The sequence below is a fragment of the Paenibacillus terrigena DSM 21567 genome, assembly GCF_000374845.1.
Taxonomy (GTDB): Bacteria; Bacillota; Bacilli; order Paenibacillales; family Paenibacillaceae; genus Paenibacillus_K; species Paenibacillus_K terrigena.
This window is the reverse complement of record NZ_KB895420.1, coordinates 34,680-49,565: the sequence shown is the minus strand read 5'-3', so window position 1 is coordinate 49,565 and position 14,886 is coordinate 34,680. Positions and strand designations below refer to the sequence as shown.

Annotated in this window: 14 protein-coding genes; 2 read left to right on the top strand and 12 right to left on the bottom strand. The window is 48.6% G+C overall.

Annotated features, from left to right (window positions below):
* Positions 1-28: 28 nt before the first annotated feature.
* The 5 genes from C558_RS0122040 to C558_RS0122020 form a co-directional block, all read right to left on the bottom strand.
* Positions 29-1,288, bottom strand: a complete 1,260-nt coding sequence (locus tag C558_RS0122040; RefSeq protein ID WP_018758474.1) for a FlxA-like family protein — start codon at positions 1,286-1,288, stop codon at positions 29-31.
* A 41-nt stretch (positions 1,289-1,329) separates the two neighbouring features.
* Positions 1,330-1,797, bottom strand: a complete 468-nt coding sequence (locus C558_RS0122035) for a hypothetical protein (protein WP_018758473.1) — start codon at positions 1,795-1,797, stop codon at positions 1,330-1,332.
* Positions 1,798-1,940: 143 nt separating this feature from the next.
* Positions 1,941-2,723 carry a hypothetical protein gene (locus tag C558_RS0122030; RefSeq protein WP_018758472.1) on the bottom strand — a complete coding sequence of 261 codons (783 nt, stop codon included), beginning with the start codon at positions 2,721-2,723 and terminating at the stop codon, positions 1,941-1,943.
* A 38-nt stretch (positions 2,724-2,761) separates the two neighbouring features.
* Positions 2,762-3,430: a GNAT family N-acetyltransferase gene (locus C558_RS32770; protein WP_018758471.1), complete on the bottom strand. Its 669-nt coding sequence runs from the start codon at positions 3,428-3,430 to the stop codon at positions 2,762-2,764.
* 198 nt (positions 3,431-3,628) lie between these two features.
* Positions 3,629-4,261, bottom strand: coding sequence for a hypothetical protein (locus C558_RS0122020; RefSeq protein ID WP_156826229.1), 633 nt, complete (start codon positions 4,259-4,261; stop codon positions 3,629-3,631).
* Positions 4,262-4,605: 344 nt separating this feature from the next.
* Here C558_RS0122020 and C558_RS0122015 point away from each other — a divergent pair, with 344 nt between their 5' ends.
* On the top strand, positions 4,606-5,085 hold the full coding sequence (locus C558_RS0122015) for a hypothetical protein (RefSeq protein ID WP_211220790.1): 480 nt from the start codon (positions 4,606-4,608) through the stop codon (positions 5,083-5,085).
* Positions 5,086-5,130: 45 nt separating this feature from the next.
* On the opposite strand, the gene rlmD is transcribed toward C558_RS0122015, so the two are convergent.
* From rlmD to C558_RS0121995, 4 genes are all read right to left on the bottom strand, one after another.
* Positions 5,131-6,636: a 23S rRNA (uracil(1939)-C(5))-methyltransferase RlmD gene (gene rlmD, locus C558_RS0122010; RefSeq protein WP_018758468.1), complete on the bottom strand. Its 1,506-nt coding sequence runs from the start codon at positions 6,634-6,636 to the stop codon at positions 5,131-5,133.
* 193 nt (positions 6,637-6,829) lie between these two features.
* On the bottom strand, positions 6,830-7,735 hold the full coding sequence (locus C558_RS0122005; RefSeq protein ID WP_018758467.1) for a diacylglycerol kinase: 906 nt from the start codon (positions 7,733-7,735) through the stop codon (positions 6,830-6,832).
* A gap of 35 nt (positions 7,736-7,770) precedes the next feature.
* On the bottom strand, positions 7,771-8,541 hold the full coding sequence (locus C558_RS0122000) for a sirohydrochlorin chelatase (protein ID WP_018758466.1): 771 nt from the start codon (positions 8,539-8,541) through the stop codon (positions 7,771-7,773).
* A gap of 3 nt (positions 8,542-8,544) precedes the next feature.
* Positions 8,545-8,835, bottom strand: coding sequence for a YerC/YecD family TrpR-related protein (locus C558_RS0121995; RefSeq protein WP_018758465.1), 291 nt, complete (start codon positions 8,833-8,835; stop codon positions 8,545-8,547).
* A gap of 344 nt (positions 8,836-9,179) precedes the next feature.
* Here C558_RS0121995 and C558_RS33920 point away from each other — a divergent pair, with 344 nt between their 5' ends.
* Positions 9,180-9,539: a hypothetical protein gene (locus C558_RS33920; RefSeq protein WP_169445404.1), complete on the top strand. Its 360-nt coding sequence runs from the start codon at positions 9,180-9,182 to the stop codon at positions 9,537-9,539.
* A gap of 158 nt (positions 9,540-9,697) precedes the next feature.
* Here C558_RS33920 and C558_RS0121980 read toward each other — a convergent pair whose 3' ends face one another.
* From C558_RS0121980 to kdpB, 3 genes are all read right to left on the bottom strand, one after another.
* Positions 9,698-12,106, bottom strand: coding sequence for a universal stress protein (locus C558_RS0121980; RefSeq protein WP_018758462.1), 2,409 nt, complete (start codon positions 12,104-12,106; stop codon positions 9,698-9,700).
* Between the two features lie 75 nt (positions 12,107-12,181).
* Positions 12,182-12,808 (bottom strand): potassium-transporting ATPase subunit KdpC, encoded by a 627-nt coding sequence (gene kdpC, locus C558_RS0121975; RefSeq protein WP_018758461.1) that lies wholly within the window; start codon positions 12,806-12,808, stop codon positions 12,182-12,184.
* Between the two features lie 33 nt (positions 12,809-12,841).
* The gene (kdpB, locus tag C558_RS0121970) at positions 12,842-14,881 is read right to left on the bottom strand and encodes a potassium-transporting ATPase subunit KdpB (protein ID WP_018758460.1); all 2,040 of its coding nucleotides are present in this window, start codon (positions 14,879-14,881) and stop codon (positions 12,842-12,844) included.
* Positions 14,882-14,886 lie beyond the last annotated feature (5 nt).

The window sequence follows — 14,886 nt, the reverse complement described above, 5'->3', positions numbered from 1 at the left end:
CATAAAGTAAAGCAAATAAAAATTCCCTTTACTTTATTCCACTGGTATTCATGAAGTTTATAAGGACTTGCCCTACAAAGTGATCCACTATCGGTTTCAAATTTTCTGAGTCTTGATTTGCCTTCTCACAGTACGCCACATACTCTCTTTGCATCTCAACCATGAAACTGTCTACGGAGTCATCTTGTGGTTCGCTGGCTTCTTCCTCTAATCTGGCTAACTCATCCTGCATTAACTTTATCCGACTTTCTAGAATTTTCTTCTTCTCGTCAACGCTCAACTCGCCCGGCTCACGGAAGCTTTTATCTTTAATCTGTTCAACAATTGATTTCCTCGTCAGCATTTTTTCTCTGTGCTTCTCTAATACTGACTCAGCCATAGCGACTCTTCCTCGGTTTACCACCTTAGACAGCTCGTGACTATAATAAAGTGTTCGCTCAATTAAGTGGCTGTGCTGACCACCCGAATTGCTTTCATCTGCTGGCACTGCCTCTAACCCCAGCATTAGAAGCAATTCTTTATTTTTAAGGTCTAGAAATTCAGAACCTTTGTCTGCGTAATACAGGTCATCAGTAGCTTGCAAGATACGTTTTATTAGCAATGATATTGTGTAATCTATACTGTTGTTTGTCGCAACCATTCGTCTCTCTAGATCATCAATCTGTTCATCTTTTGGTCCGTGTAATTTCTCAATGAGCTCTTTAAAGTGCTCATTATTGTAAGCTTCATTAGACTTTTGAGCCATCTCATTAATGTAGTTGCCCCTGAACAGATTATAATTTGCCTCATCTAATCGTCTACACAGCCAGTCAACTGTATCGCCCATACCTTGATGATCCAATTTGGTGATATTCACAATAAATAACGTCAGGCGCTCCACCAAAACTGAAGTTAAGTCTCCGAGCATAACTGACTGAAGGTGAGAAGGCATAGTGTAGATTAAATCTCTGAATACTGAGGGCAACTCATTATCGATGTTTTCGCACATCAGTTGATTGTACTCCTGTATTTGCGATGCGTTAATTTTCTCTTTGACATGATTTACTCTACTAAAAGGGTGTTTACTGCTGTTTCTTAAGATTAAAGCAAGGAGCTCTGCAAAATCAGCAGGGAAGTAATAGTCCGCGTTCTCTGATTTACCTACTCTGAAGTCAGATTCTTCAAAACCATATAGCTCATAGAACTTGTCCATGTAGTTAGTGAATGTCTTTGGTATGTTAATTTCACTTAGCTCCATCATTTCTTTTCTGCCATAATCAATACGTCTTACTTTCCTTCCTCTTGGCATCCCTAAACTACCTCCATTCATTTCAGAAGCGACCAAAGTCTTTAACGCAACTCTAACTCACTGATATTTTCCTGATCTAGAAGCGGACATGGGAAGCTGGTTCTAGTTTTTCCGCCTTTAAATGACTTGAACTTACTTAAGTCGCCTTCGTAATCAAGCTGGGTCTGGATTGCATTATCTAAATCTGGATGTGCCGCTTGAAAAGCCCGGACATTATCCATCACTTTTTTATATAGGTTGATAATTTCCTGCTCAGTCCACGTAGTATGAATTTCATCCATGATTATCTCAAGTTCAACCTCTGAGACTGTAAAGAAATCGCTGCAACAATTACTACATCCCGAGAAACACTGGAGAGAATTATCATTATGCTTAAAGTATGATTCAACTGTAGTTTCAACTTGATCATAAAGTTTGAATAGATGTGCCGCGCGACTGTCAGAAGCGACCCGATGACAATTTGTCGAAGCCTTCCCGCTTCCACAGAAGCAACGTTCTTTCTTAGCCATAAACTACCTCCAGCAAGTATAATATCCGCCTGTAAATATTCGCCAAAATATGACTAGTTTCCTCCTCCTTTAGGGTGATAGTCCTATAGAAACTTAACCCCACTTAAAAAGCAAAGAGTCGAGCAGCAATCTGCTCGACCCCATTAATTACCGAAGAATTCCTTCTCCAATATTTCAACGACTTCACTTATAGGTATCACCCATAAAAACCCTGCTTCTTTATTCCCATTAGATAATATACCAAGTAATCGAAACGGAATTTCAATATCTTCTCTTTGGTAAGAATAAGCAAATGAACCACTCATCCCACCAAAATCGGGCAGTGGGTGACCTGTTTGACCAAATTCATTAGTCCCATCCACATCTGCCATTAATACTATTCTCTGCGATGCTTCATCAACTCGATCAATAAAGGTCGTATAAGGTGTCGTTGTCATATCAACTACGAATGCACCATAATCCACGTCAGTTCCTTCTTTAGAAATACCATGCAGAAATACAACATTGGATTTATTTTCAAAGTATCCTAATGGATCTTCATTAATCAAACCATCTTCCAAGAAACATTTATTTTGTTCCTGTTCCAAAAATACTGCAGACGTTTGAGCCACTTCAAAGATTGCTATATCTCGATCAGAGTCAACTGCTTGCTTCAATAAAGTCAATGCTTTTGTTCCACCTTGATACTGGTAAGGAATCACGATGTCAGATAGGGGGAGTAGTTCATTACCTAATGTGACAACGTGTTTAGCGGTAACAACAAAAAATCTATCTTTATATTTCAATAAGCCAGCAGATCCAAGTGTACCAATTTCATAACCTACTACACCTGTCTTATTAAATACTCTAGTCAAAGACGGACCGGAAAAGAGTTTAAACTCCTTAGATTTTTGAAGAAGCTCTTCTTGTTCGATTTTATCCTTCACGATCTTCACCTCATTTAAGCTTTAGTCTGGTAACTTCTCTAACTGATCTCAAATGGATCGGTTTTTAATAACTGCTCGAACTCTTTCCGAGTAGCCCCAAGCTCCTCATTCAACCAAAGGATCTTTCCAGACCCCTCATTTAGCTCGACATCGAATCCAAACTTCCGGTAGAAGTGAGCCGACCGTTCAATATGACCCCAGTCGACACCAGAGATCCAACCATCAATAAACTTGATACCTAACTGGTGTGCAAGCTTTAGTATCTCGTTCATGACGATGGAGCCGTAGCCGCGATTTACGTGAGCTCCTTCGATACGAATGTCTGCTATTTGAATGTGTTGATCCTCTTGAAATACGTGTAAGTAGATATTGGGGTCAGGAAGCATTACGCCCTTATCTGTAATGATCCGAATACGCAAATTGATATTGATATCGTCTTGATCGTCATCGTAATACAAGCGATACACGATTACTCGTTCGCTATACTTATTAGTCACGACATTGAGGACACGATGCCCTTCGCCTTCGATCTGAGACGATTGATATTGAACCTCGTATTCGATGTCGCCTTTCCACTTCAAAGGGATTGGCTTGTAATTACGCATCCGCTTCAGATCATCAAAAGAATCACTACTGCCAAATAGACCTTTCAAAACGTCCATAATCTTTAATTTCTCCTCGTCAATCAATCGATCTTCATCTTTCAAATGCAGGAACCCCCCTCATAGCCCGAAGCCACATCTATACTCCATAATTCAATAGATTGCCTCCCAATACCTTCCATCAAGTCGACAGGAATCTACAGAAAAATAGACAGCAAATGATCGCTGTCTAGATCAATACCGCAAAATCATTGCGACATAAAATAATACGGCTGACTGACAAATTAATTTGTTCGGTGACAATCAGAAAATGTACTCTTTAATAGTAAACTCCAATTGCTTTAACTTTCTTCGTGGAGAAGTTTTTATTTTGATTTCTCTAGCATCCAAACCGACTTTACCTCTTTGGCAGATAAATATATCTGAGAAGAAATCATCAAGCGATAGTCTTTTATCTGCTGTAACATTTTTCACACGATATCCAGCTTCGATTACATCTGTCGATTTTACTATGTAAACACCAGTAAGATCATATACCGCTATGTAGGATTCATCTGATATTTGACCCATATCATTTACCTGCTTTGCTAACCTCTTATAATCGGTGCTTTCCGGGAGCTTTGCTTGAACTAAGACACTCTTTACTTTTTCTAGGTGTTCAGAATTACCCCAAACATCATACTTACGTAAAGAAATGGCAAAATCCGCTCCGACAATAGGTTCCAATGTTCGCTTTGGAAAATCTCTTGCTGTCACTTCATAAGTAAATCTTCCGCTATTGTCTTTGTTTTTCTCAATAGCTTGGAAGCATAGTATCTTTATTGCCTTCAACAAATCTATTGTAATATTTTCCTCACCACTTAGATCACCCGATGCAATGTCCTTTAATGTGCTTTGCTCAGCATCTTTAACCGCTCCAACTAATATTTCTCTCATTCGTTCTGATATCATGTTCGACCCTCGTTTATTAGTTAATAATTCCTGTACTTTTAATGACTTCAATGTTTTCTATCCTCTGAACATTTAAACTGCACACCCATATTTCTACAAAATCCTCCTAAAACCTTTAAGGTTATTGACGTTATCCCATTAAAAAGAGACAGCGCATGAGCGTTGTCTACTACTGCCTTTGCCATTACCTCTCAAGAAGCTGCTTAATGGACCTATGCCATTCTGTTCCTTACCAATAAGTCCATCCCGTATCGTTGATAATTCTTAAGGAATCGGTTGTCGATGTGCATGTGGTTCAAGATCCCCATATAATCTACCCCAGGCTCCGAGTGACGGTAATCTTGAGTGATAAAATACAGATTGAAGTAAACATGATCCTCATCGTCCAATTTGATGATATTGTCGAAAAGACCTTCAACATCGGCTCGGTTCAAGTATCTGAAGGATTTCCGCTCCTCAACAATGTAGAAGGGAAAAAATCTACCTCGAAGGAATCTTTGAATCTCAAGAGAAGAATTGAGCAGATACAGACTCGAAAAAATAATGCAGAGGATAAGTGGTTGGATGGTGAATTGTCTAAAGAGAGATATCACGAACTTCTCTCTCGGTTAGACAAAGAACTTGCAGAGTGCACTTTGAGGAGTTCTGATCTTCTTAAGGAAACACAAACCAACAAACCAACTCTTCTTGATATAGCAAAATTAACATCTTTCGAAAAGCTTGATCGAGAACTTCTACTCATGCTTGTAAAAAAGATAAGTATTAAAAAAGACGGTGAAGTAAATATCATTTACAACTTCACCGTCTAACTAAACTAATAAATAATTTTGTGGCAATGAAGCTGAATTTAGAGCTCATTGCCCTTCAATTAGATCTTTTCTATATGTTGACACTACACATTCAACATGCACCGTATGCGGAAACATATCCACCGGCTGTACTTCCTTCACGCGATACCCACCATCCTCGAGTACCCGCAAATCCCGCGCCAACGTCGCGGGGTTGCACGACACGTACACGATACGCTCAGGCTGCATCGTAAGCAGCGTCTCGAGCAACCGCTCATCACACCCTTTACGGGGCGGATCCACAACGACGACGTCAGGCGTCACGCCCTGCTCAAGCCAGCGCGGCATGACGTCCTCTGCTGCCCCTACCTCAAATTCGGCATTGCTAATCCCGTTCAGCGCAGCATTCGCACGTGCGTCCTCGATCGCCTCGGGGACGATCTCGACGCCGTACACCCGCTTCGCATGCTGTGCCAAGAACAGCGAGATCGTGCCGATGCCGCAATAGGCGTCGATGACCGTCTCTGATCCGGTCAGGCCGGCATACTCTAGCGTCTTCCCGTACAGCACTTCGGTCTGTACCGGGTTGACTTGATAGAACGAACGCGCCGAGATCGCGAACTTCACGTCCCCGATATAGTCATAGATGACATCGCGGCCCCACAGCGTCTTCGTCACATCACCGAAGATCACATTCGTCCGCTTCGTGTTAATGTTCTGACAGATGCTCTCCACACCAGGCACTTGCGCACGAATGGCTTCGATCCATGCCTCAACGCGCGGAAGCTTGGCTCCATTCGTCACGAGCACGACCATCAGCTCACCCGTACGGAAGCCCACACGCACAACAACGTGGCGCAGCAAGCCTTCGCCCGTCTCTTCATTGTAAGCCGTCACGCCAAGGTCACGACCGATCGACTTCACACGGCGTACAATATCATCGTTCTGATCATGCTGAATCAGACAAGCATCCATATCGATGATGCGGTGGGAATTACGCGCATAGAATCCACCGATCAAGCCGCCCTCTTCCGCCATGCCCATCGGGACCTGTGCTTTGTTCCGATAACGCCAAGGATCGTTCATCCCAAGCGTCGGATGAACCACAATCCTTGCCTCTTCGCTCAATCCCTCACTGGTCTCACCATCAACACTGCCCCCAACCTTCAACTTCCCAATCCGTTCCAGGTTGTCCACTACATGCTGGCGCTTCCAGTCGAGCTGCGCTTCATACGACCAATGCTGCAGCTGGCAGCCGCCGCACTGCTTGTAGATCTCGCAAGGCGGTGCGATACGATCCGGGCTTGCAACCATGACCTCTAGTAGTTTCGCATACCCATACTGCTTTTTCACTTTCAGCACTTTCGCACGCACACGCTCACCCGGTAATGCGCCGCCAATGAACAACGTGTAGCCTTCTACGCGTCCCACGCCTTCGCCTTCGTGCGTTAAGCCGATAATCTCGACTTCCACGTCTTCATTCTTTGCCACGGGCAAATCCAGGATCGCCTGCGATGGTGCCTTGCTGTTATTGTTACGCGATTGTCCACCGCGCTGTCTTCCTCTTGTCATCTATCTAACCCCGCCCAACTCATAATATATGTTAAAGGGAATCTCATTCGCATTCCCATCATTTCCACGCTCATTACATCAAAAAGAGGACCGCCCTGCCCTTTCCAGAGCCAAACGCAATCCCCTATTGTTTACGCTCACTGCTTCTTCCATACGCCTGTGATCTACGGATACCACTAACGCTCCCGCTTCCCTACTCCGCCGCAAAAATCTCAATATGCGCCGGCAGCACCGAGAAGTTGCATGGCAGCGTTCCGCCAAGTTCGCCGTCCAGGTTCAACTGTACGTATTCCGGCGACGTCACTTCCAACTGCGAGGTACGGAAATGTACCACGTGCGGATCCGTCATATGCTCTCCGCGCATCGCGAGACTCGCGATGCGGATGAATTCTGCGAGATTGCATCTCTTCACGAGCAAGACGTCGAATAGTCCATCGTCGATTCTTGCATTCGGCGCAAGCTTATCCATGCCGCCGATCGAGTTGCTGTTCGCGATCAGGAAGAGCATGAATTCCTCATGGAATTCGCCGATGCCATCCGCGCGAATAATCAGCTCGGACGGGCGAAGCCGCGTCATTTTCTCCAGACCCTTCACGTAATAGGCTAGCTGCCCGATCATGGTCTTCAGCTTAATCGGCACTTCATAGGTCAGCTCCGTCAAGGAGCCACCGCCTGCAATATTAATGAAATAACGATCTCCAGCTAACCCAAGGTCAATCGGCCGCGTGTGCTGTCCCAGAATGAGATCGCAAGCGTCACTCCAATTCCGGGGAATGTTCATCGCACGCGCGAAATCGTTCGTCGTTCCGACGGGCAAGATGCCGAGCGGTGGACGCTTCTCAAGCGGCGCCAAGCCGTTAATCACCTCATAGAGGGTCCCATCCCCACCCGCTGCAATGATCATATCGTAGCCGCGTTCCACCGCATCGATCGCACATGCGGTTGCATCGCCCTCGCCGATCGTCGCGTGCGCAGTCGTCTCAATGCCAGCAAGATCCAGCCGTTGCAAAATATCAGGGAGCCGCCGCCGCATCTCTTCCCTACCGGATGTCGGATTGTATATGAGCCTCGCTCTTTTCGTGATTCGATCCATACCCATTTTTACCTGCCACCTGTTTATTCATTTCGTACGGGTCACCGACGCTGCATAACCTGATGCACTTGCCTCGATAGCCAGCGCGATACGAGCGGATGCGGCAAGAGTGCCTGACCGTCATATACACATACAGCCTGCCCAATACGATTCGGTATTACACGATTAGTAAAATAGCCCGAACTCAAAAATAACGGCACCACCATCACGGTGTAGTCCGTCTCTGTCTGCCATCTTATTATCTTATCATATAATTGCTCCGGAAGCAGTAGGCCCGTATCGACCGCAGCGTAATTCATCTCGCGCTGAATCCTGACGGCCACCCGCTGTAACCCGCCTACCCAGCGATCATAGAATAGAGGGTGATCACTGCCATGGGCTACGAGCATAAGGACCGTCTCCTCCGGCTGCCGTCCACCCAACAGCTCGCGGCTGCGCTCCATCACAATCTGCGCCATTTCGATCGGATCGACATCCATCGGCTCCCCGAACCAGACGCGTGCTTGAACACGGAACGGCTCCAGATCTGTATCGAAGGACGCGGCTTCCTTCACCCCGAGCGCATACGCAATCTCATCGACATGCGTACTTCCGCCCGACACAAAGAAAGGAATCACGAACAGGTCCGTAACTCCCTTTGCTTCGAGACGGTCGATGCCATCTTGTATAAGTCGCCCTTCGACGATTTCCAGGAACACAACCTCAGCAGGTATCCCCTCAGGCAGCTTCGCATGCTCCACGGCCTCATCCACGAGCGAGACCCAAGCAGCGTCCCGTGACCCGTGACTAATGATTAGTATACCCGGACGCATGTGTTATCGTTCCAATCGTTCGAGAGCCATCGTGTAACCATCATTGCCATAGTTGAGGCAACGCTTCACGCGCGAAATCGTAGCCGTGCTCGCGCCCGTCTCCGCTTCGATCTGATTATACGTGCTGCCTTTGCCGAGCATTCTTGCCACTTCCAGACGCTGCGACAGCGATTGGATTTCATTCACCGTGCACAGATCATCGAAGAAAACATAGCATTCTTCTACAGACTTCAACGTTAATACCGCTTCGAATAATTGATCGATTGTTTTATCATTAAGTTTCTTGAGTTGCACTTATTCTCATCCCCCAGCTACTGGTACTTACCCCCATTGTAACGTAGAGTGCAAATCTATTTCAAGCATTACCGTTTTCCTGCACTACAGAGCGAAAATCTGCCCACACTTTTTTGTCAAAAACCGGGCATTCGTCCAGTCATGTTGTTCGCCTATCACATACAGTATTCTATACATCCACCCATAAAGGAAGTGAAATCTCCATGCCTCAGCACCCTCACGTGCGCTCACATCACGTCTCTCCGTACCCCGGCGTGCGCAATCCATATAATCGGCCTCCCCTGCAAGAATCGCTGATTCCCGAGACGACACCCGCAGCCATTGACTTGGCCGAATCTACTTCCATGGTCCCCTTTGTTGATCCATCCGTAACCCCCGTCACACCCGTCGCCACCAAGAGTAAGTTCCCCTTCAATATTGGTGATATCAAAGGGTTCATCGACCGGATGGGCGGCATTGACGGGATTGTGAGCACGGTGTCCAAGGTTCGGGAGGTGATGCAGAGCGTCTCCCAGTTGGCGCCTGTCATGAAATTGATGGCCGACGTCCTGCTCCCTAGCAAAAAAAAGAAAAAAGATGATGACGATTGGTCCAAACGCAGACGGCGCCGCAGACGCAAACGCCAATCGACCAACAAATCGAAACAACACCGCCGTCCTACCAGCTCTAAAGGCAACAAAAGCTACAAAAAATACAAAAAATAGATTCCCCTTCCTCACCCTCCCCTCATCATACAAAAATAGGCCGAAGCCTCCTCGCCTCAGCCTATTTATCATGTTCCACCGCTCTCTTCGCTGTAGTCATCCAGCGGCTTCAACCGCCCGATCACACCAGCTCTATGAACATGCCCCTATTGCCCCACTTAGCCCTTAGGCTTCGCGACGATCAACACATCCATATGCCGGGCCATCCGCAGCAGCTTGTTAATCACCGACCCACGCAGCAGACGCACATGCCATGGACGCGCCGATTGCCCAAGAATCAACTGGGTGCTCTTCACGAGATTCGCTTCCTGCATGAATATGTCCGCCATCTTCCTCGCATGCGGCGCGTGGCTAACCTTGAATGTCCCGCCAAAACGTTCCGTGAGCGCTCCAATCGCATCCGCCCGCTCCTGCTGCTCCGCTGTCAGCGGTCCCCCTGTGTGAATGTAGGTCACATAGAGCGCTGCCTTCAAGCGGTATGCGATGCGGAATCCGCGTCGGATCAACCGTTCCGCATTCGAACTTAATGTCACCCCGACGAAGATTACTTCCTTCCGGCGCCAAGGACCGCGAAGCGATGGCTTCCGCTCCCACGATTCCAGGCGTTCATCCACATCATCCGCTAGCTCCCGTAACGCTAATTCCCGCAGAGCAATGAGATTTCCCGTCTTGAAAAAATGATTCAGCGACTGCTCCACCTGTTCCTTGCGATAAATATGCCCGTCTCGCAGCCGCTGCTGCAGCGTCTTCGGCGCGACATCAATCAATTCCACCTCATCGGCTAGCCGTAAAATATGATCTGGCACCGTCTCCCGCACGCGTACCCCTGTAATCTGCTCCACCGCATCATTTAAGCTCTCCAAATGCTGCACATTCATCGTCGAGATGACCGAGATCCCGGCGGCTAACAGCCGCTCAACATCCTCGTAACGCTTCTTCAGCTCACTGCCAGGCACATTCGTATGGGCCAGTTCATCGACCAAGACAACCTCGGGATTCTGGCGCAGGATCTCATCCGTATCCATCTCTTCCATCTGCACACCGCGATAATCGATCTTACGCCTTGGTACGAGCGGCAGTGCACCCACTTGCCCCGCTGTCTCGCGGCGACCATGCGTCTCCAAATACCCGATACATAGGTCCATCCCCTTGCGGAGTAGTTCATTGCCTTCCCGCAGCATGGTATAGGTCTTGCCCACCCCCGGCGCCGCGCCAATATAGACCTTGAAATGCCCTCGCTGTATCGATTCGACTTCGCGATCAATCTCTTCCTGTGTCAATCGGCGGTATCGATTATTCTCCAAATCCCCCAGCTGACCTCGGACACGCACCTTGCCGTGCAACATTTTCTCTTCTCCGCTAGGTACCCCCGCTATGTCCACGTCTCCACGTAATGCTAACCGTTTGGTTGGTAGAATCCGTTCCCCATCCGACTCCGCCCGATCCGCGACGATGAACATATCCACCTGGTTCATTCGCGCGATCAATCCATTCAAGACGGAGCCTTTGAGAAGCTCCTGCCACCTCGTCATCTTCGAATGCCCGATCACAATACGCGTCACTTGATGCTCTAACGCATAATCCATGAGTATGCGCGGAAGATGTCGTTGCGAGGGCAAGGGCAGCTCTTCGAAAGGCGCATCAATCTTCTCTGTCAGCTTCACGATCGACCGCTTGAAGGTCGCACTCTCCTTCGTCAGCTCCATCCCTGGCTTCACGAATGTGACGACGCGCAGATCCCCATTCAACCGCTTCGCAATCTGCTGACCGCGCCGAATATAGATCGAGCCATTCCAATGATACTGGGCCGCGACAAGAATCCGTTCCGCTGCCCAAGACGGTCCGATGAGCCCCAATCGCTCCCGATGCCGCTCCAGCGAGTCATTGACGCCCTCCGCAACCAGCCGCAGGGCAAGCTCCCGCAGAACAGCCAGATTGCCATGCCGGAACACGGAGACATCCGCTGGAAGCTGCAGCCCATCCAGATGCCCTTCCGCCATTCGTTTCAATAATGTCTCCGGCGTGACATCGATTAACCGGACTTCGTCCGCCATTTCGAGTGTATCCGTAGGCACCGTAATCTCCGGCTTAAAGCCGATATACGGCTCGGCAAGCTCCGCGACCTCTTGCAGTTCGTAGACATTGACCGTCGTCGTGACACTAATGCCTTGCTTCAATAGATATTGAATATCCTCTAGCCGTGTGGCATGGAGCGCGCCAGGTCGATTGCGATGCGCGAGTCCATCGATGAGCACCGCCTCTGGATTCCGCTGTATGAGTGCCCCGAGATCGATGTCCTTCTGTTCGACGCCATCCTTCATCCAATGGATGCTCGGTACCCGCTCCAGATCGCCGATCTGTTCCATCGTCTCGGGCCGCTGCCGCGTGGAAATCGCCGTGATGACGACATCCACGCCTTGCCTTGCTAACTGGTGCCCTTCACGGAGCAGATGGTACGTCTTCCCCGAACCGCTGACCGCTCCGATCAGAATTTTCAGATAGCCTCGCGACAACCGCGTAATCGACTCCAGAATTTCCTCCGGTGTTTTCCTTCGAAACTGCTCCATGCCCCTACCCCTTTGGCTTATATGTTGACATGAACATGCCCACCCGATCCAAGCGACCGAGTGGACACATCCGCATTATTTCATTAATTTCTGCAAATCAATATTCAGCATCAAGACATTCACACGCGGTTCCCCGAACACACCAAGGTCACGGCCTTCAGTATGGCTCTCAACAAGCTTCTCCAGCTCTCCTGCGCTGATCCCCGTCAATTTGCTGATCCGCGGTATTTGCACTTCAGCACTCTTCGGCGAAATATGCGGATCTAGGCCCGATCCCGAGTTCGTCAGCAATTGAATTGGCACTTCACTGAGCGGCACATCCGGGTTATTCTTCGTCCATTCCGCCGCCGATTCCTGTGTCCGCTTCAACAAATCGGGGTTCGAAGGCCCATAGTTGTTCGATCCCGAACTCGCTGCGTTATATTCAATACTGGATACCCGCCCTTGGAAATACTTCTGATCCTTGAACATCTGCCCAATCACCTCGGAACCGATGACGGTACCGTTCGCATCCTTGATCAAGCTGCCGTTCGCCTGTTTCGGCATGAGCACTTGCGCAAGGCCTGTGGACAGGAGCGGATACACCAACCCACAGAGAATAATAAAGACGAGACTTATTCGTACGGCGACTAAGATGATCGAGCCCACCGACGTTCGGGCAGGCACCTCAACATTTGTATTTGTATGCAAATTCATATTCATGATTATTCCATCCTTCCCTCTCTCCATGCCACGCTAAATCCAGATATGAACGAACAAATCTATCACTTTAATCCCGATGAACGGTGCAATCACGCCGCCAAGACCATAGATCAACAAGTTCCGACTGAGCAGCTTGCTTGCACTCATCGGCCGATACGCTACACCCTTCATCGCGAGCGGGATTAAGAGCGGAATAATTATGGCGTTAAATATTAATGCCGATAAGATCGCGGACATCGGTGACCCGAGCCCCATGACGTTCAACACATGCATCTCAGGAATGGCTAACATGAACATCGCGGGGATTATCGCAAAATATTTCGCCACATCGTTCGCCACACTGAACGTCGTTAATGCACCGCGTGTCATCAGCAGCTGCTTCCCGATCGATACGACTTCAATGATCTTCGATGGGTCGGAATCCAGATCCACCATGTTCGCTGCTTCCTTCGCCGCAATCGTACCGCTGTTCATTGCGAGCCCTACATCCGCTTGCGCTAACGCTGGCGCATCGTTCGTACCGTCGCCTGTCATCGCGACGAGCTTGCCTTCCGCTTGCTCCTTGCGAATCACTGCGATTTTGTCCTCCGGCTTACTCTCAGCAATGAAGTCATCTACACCCGCTTCACGCGCAATCGTTGCTGCCGTCAACGGATTGTCTCCCGTACACATAATCGTCTTGATGCCCATACGGCGAAGCTGTTCGAACCGCTCGCGCATCCCCGGTTTGACGGTATCCTTCAAATAAATAATGCCTAACAATCGATCATTTACCGCTACCGCGAGCGGTGTTCCGCCTTCCGAGGCGATCTTGTTTCCTTTGTCTGTCAGATCAGCCGGAATCACGCCGCCTTGATCCAGTACCCATTGCTTCACCGCATCGATTGCCCCTTTACGAACTTTCCATCCATTGGTTAGGTCCGCGCCGCTCATTCGCGTCTCGGCTTTGAAATCGATAAACTCGGCATTTCTCGCAATCTTATCATCAAAGGTATAACCTTCTTTTCGTACCCACTCCAGCACGGAACGGCCTTCCGGCGTCTCATCCTGCATGGAGCTCACGGCAGCCCATTGGGATACTTCTTCGACCGTGGCTTTCCCGACAGGAACGATGTCGCTAGCCATCCGATTCCCGAACGTAATCGTCCCCGTTTTATCGAGAATCATTGTGTTAATGTCCCCTGCCGCTTCAACGGCTTTCCCGGACATTGCGAGCACGTTATATTGCGTCACGCGGTCCATCCCCGCGATCCCAATCGCGGACAATAAGCCCCCGATGGTCGTCGGGATCAAGCAGACTAACAAGGAGATCAGCACCGGAATTTCTAAGTCGACCCCTACATACTTGGCAATCGGCGCTAGCGTCATAACTACAATCAAGAAAATCACGGTCAATGTAATGAGCAAAATGTTAAGCGCAATTTCGTTCGGCGTCTTCTGACGCTCGGCCCCTTCGACGAGGGAGATCATGCGATCCAAGAACGATTCACCTGGATCATTCGTGATCCGTACTTTAATCTGGTCACTGACTACGCGCGTTCCGCCCGTTACCGAGCTGAAGTCGCCGCCTGCTTCCTTCATGACTGGCGCAGACTCACCGGTTATCGCGGATTCGTCTACCGTGGCCAGCCCTGCAATCACTTCACCGTCTCCAGGGATCATCTCGCCCATGGCTACGACGACGACATCCCCCTTACGAAGCTCTGTCGCTGGTACTTGCTTCACACCGCCGCCCGGCTGCACTTTATTCGCCGTCACGTCGCTCTTCGTCTGCTTCAGTGCATTCGCCTGCGCTTTCCCACGTCCTTCAGCGATCGCTTCGGCGAAGTTCGCGAACAAAACGGTGAACAGCAAGACGATGAATACTGTTAGGTTAAAGCCGAAATTCGCTTCCGCGCCAAAAACGGAAGGAAACAGTGTTAACAGCAGGACGATGAACGTTCCTAGCTCTACCACGAACATGACCGGATTTTTGATCATGATCAGCGGGTTCAATTTGACGAAGCTCTGGCCTAGCGCATATTTCAATATATCTGAAGTTATTAATGATTTACGTTTCATGGTCGAATCCATGTTCT

Coding starts and splice junctions, on each gene's coding strand:
- C558_RS0122040 (WP_018758474.1), bottom strand. CDS start 1,288: ATGCCAAGAGGAAGGAAAGTAAGACGTATTGATTATGGCAGAAAAGAA.
- C558_RS0122035 (WP_018758473.1), bottom strand. CDS start 1,797: ATGGCTAAGAAAGAACGTTGCTTCTGTGGAAGCGGGAAGGCTTCGACA.
- C558_RS0122020 (WP_156826229.1), bottom strand. CDS start 4,261: ATGAGAGAAATATTAGTTGGAGCGGTTAAAGATGCTGAGCAAAGCACA.
- rlmD (WP_018758468.1), bottom strand. CDS start 6,636: ATGACAAGAGGAAGACAGCGCGGTGGACAATCGCGTAACAATAACAGC.
- C558_RS0122005 (WP_018758467.1), bottom strand. CDS start 7,735: ATGGGTATGGATCGAATCACGAAAAGAGCGAGGCTCATATACAATCCG.
- C558_RS0122000 (WP_018758466.1), bottom strand. CDS start 8,541: ATGCGTCCGGGTATACTAATCATTAGTCACGGGTCACGGGACGCTGCT.
- C558_RS33920 (WP_169445404.1), top strand. CDS start 9,180: ATGGTCCCCTTTGTTGATCCATCCGTAACCCCCGTCACACCCGTCGCC.
- C558_RS0121980 (WP_018758462.1), bottom strand. CDS start 12,106: ATGGAGCAGTTTCGAAGGAAAACACCGGAGGAAATTCTGGAGTCGATT.
- kdpC (WP_018758461.1), bottom strand. CDS start 12,808: ATGAATATGAATTTGCATACAAATACAAATGTTGAGGTGCCTGCCCGA.
- kdpB (WP_018758460.1), bottom strand. CDS start 14,881: ATGGATTCGACCATGAAACGTAAATCATTAATAACTTCAGATATATTG.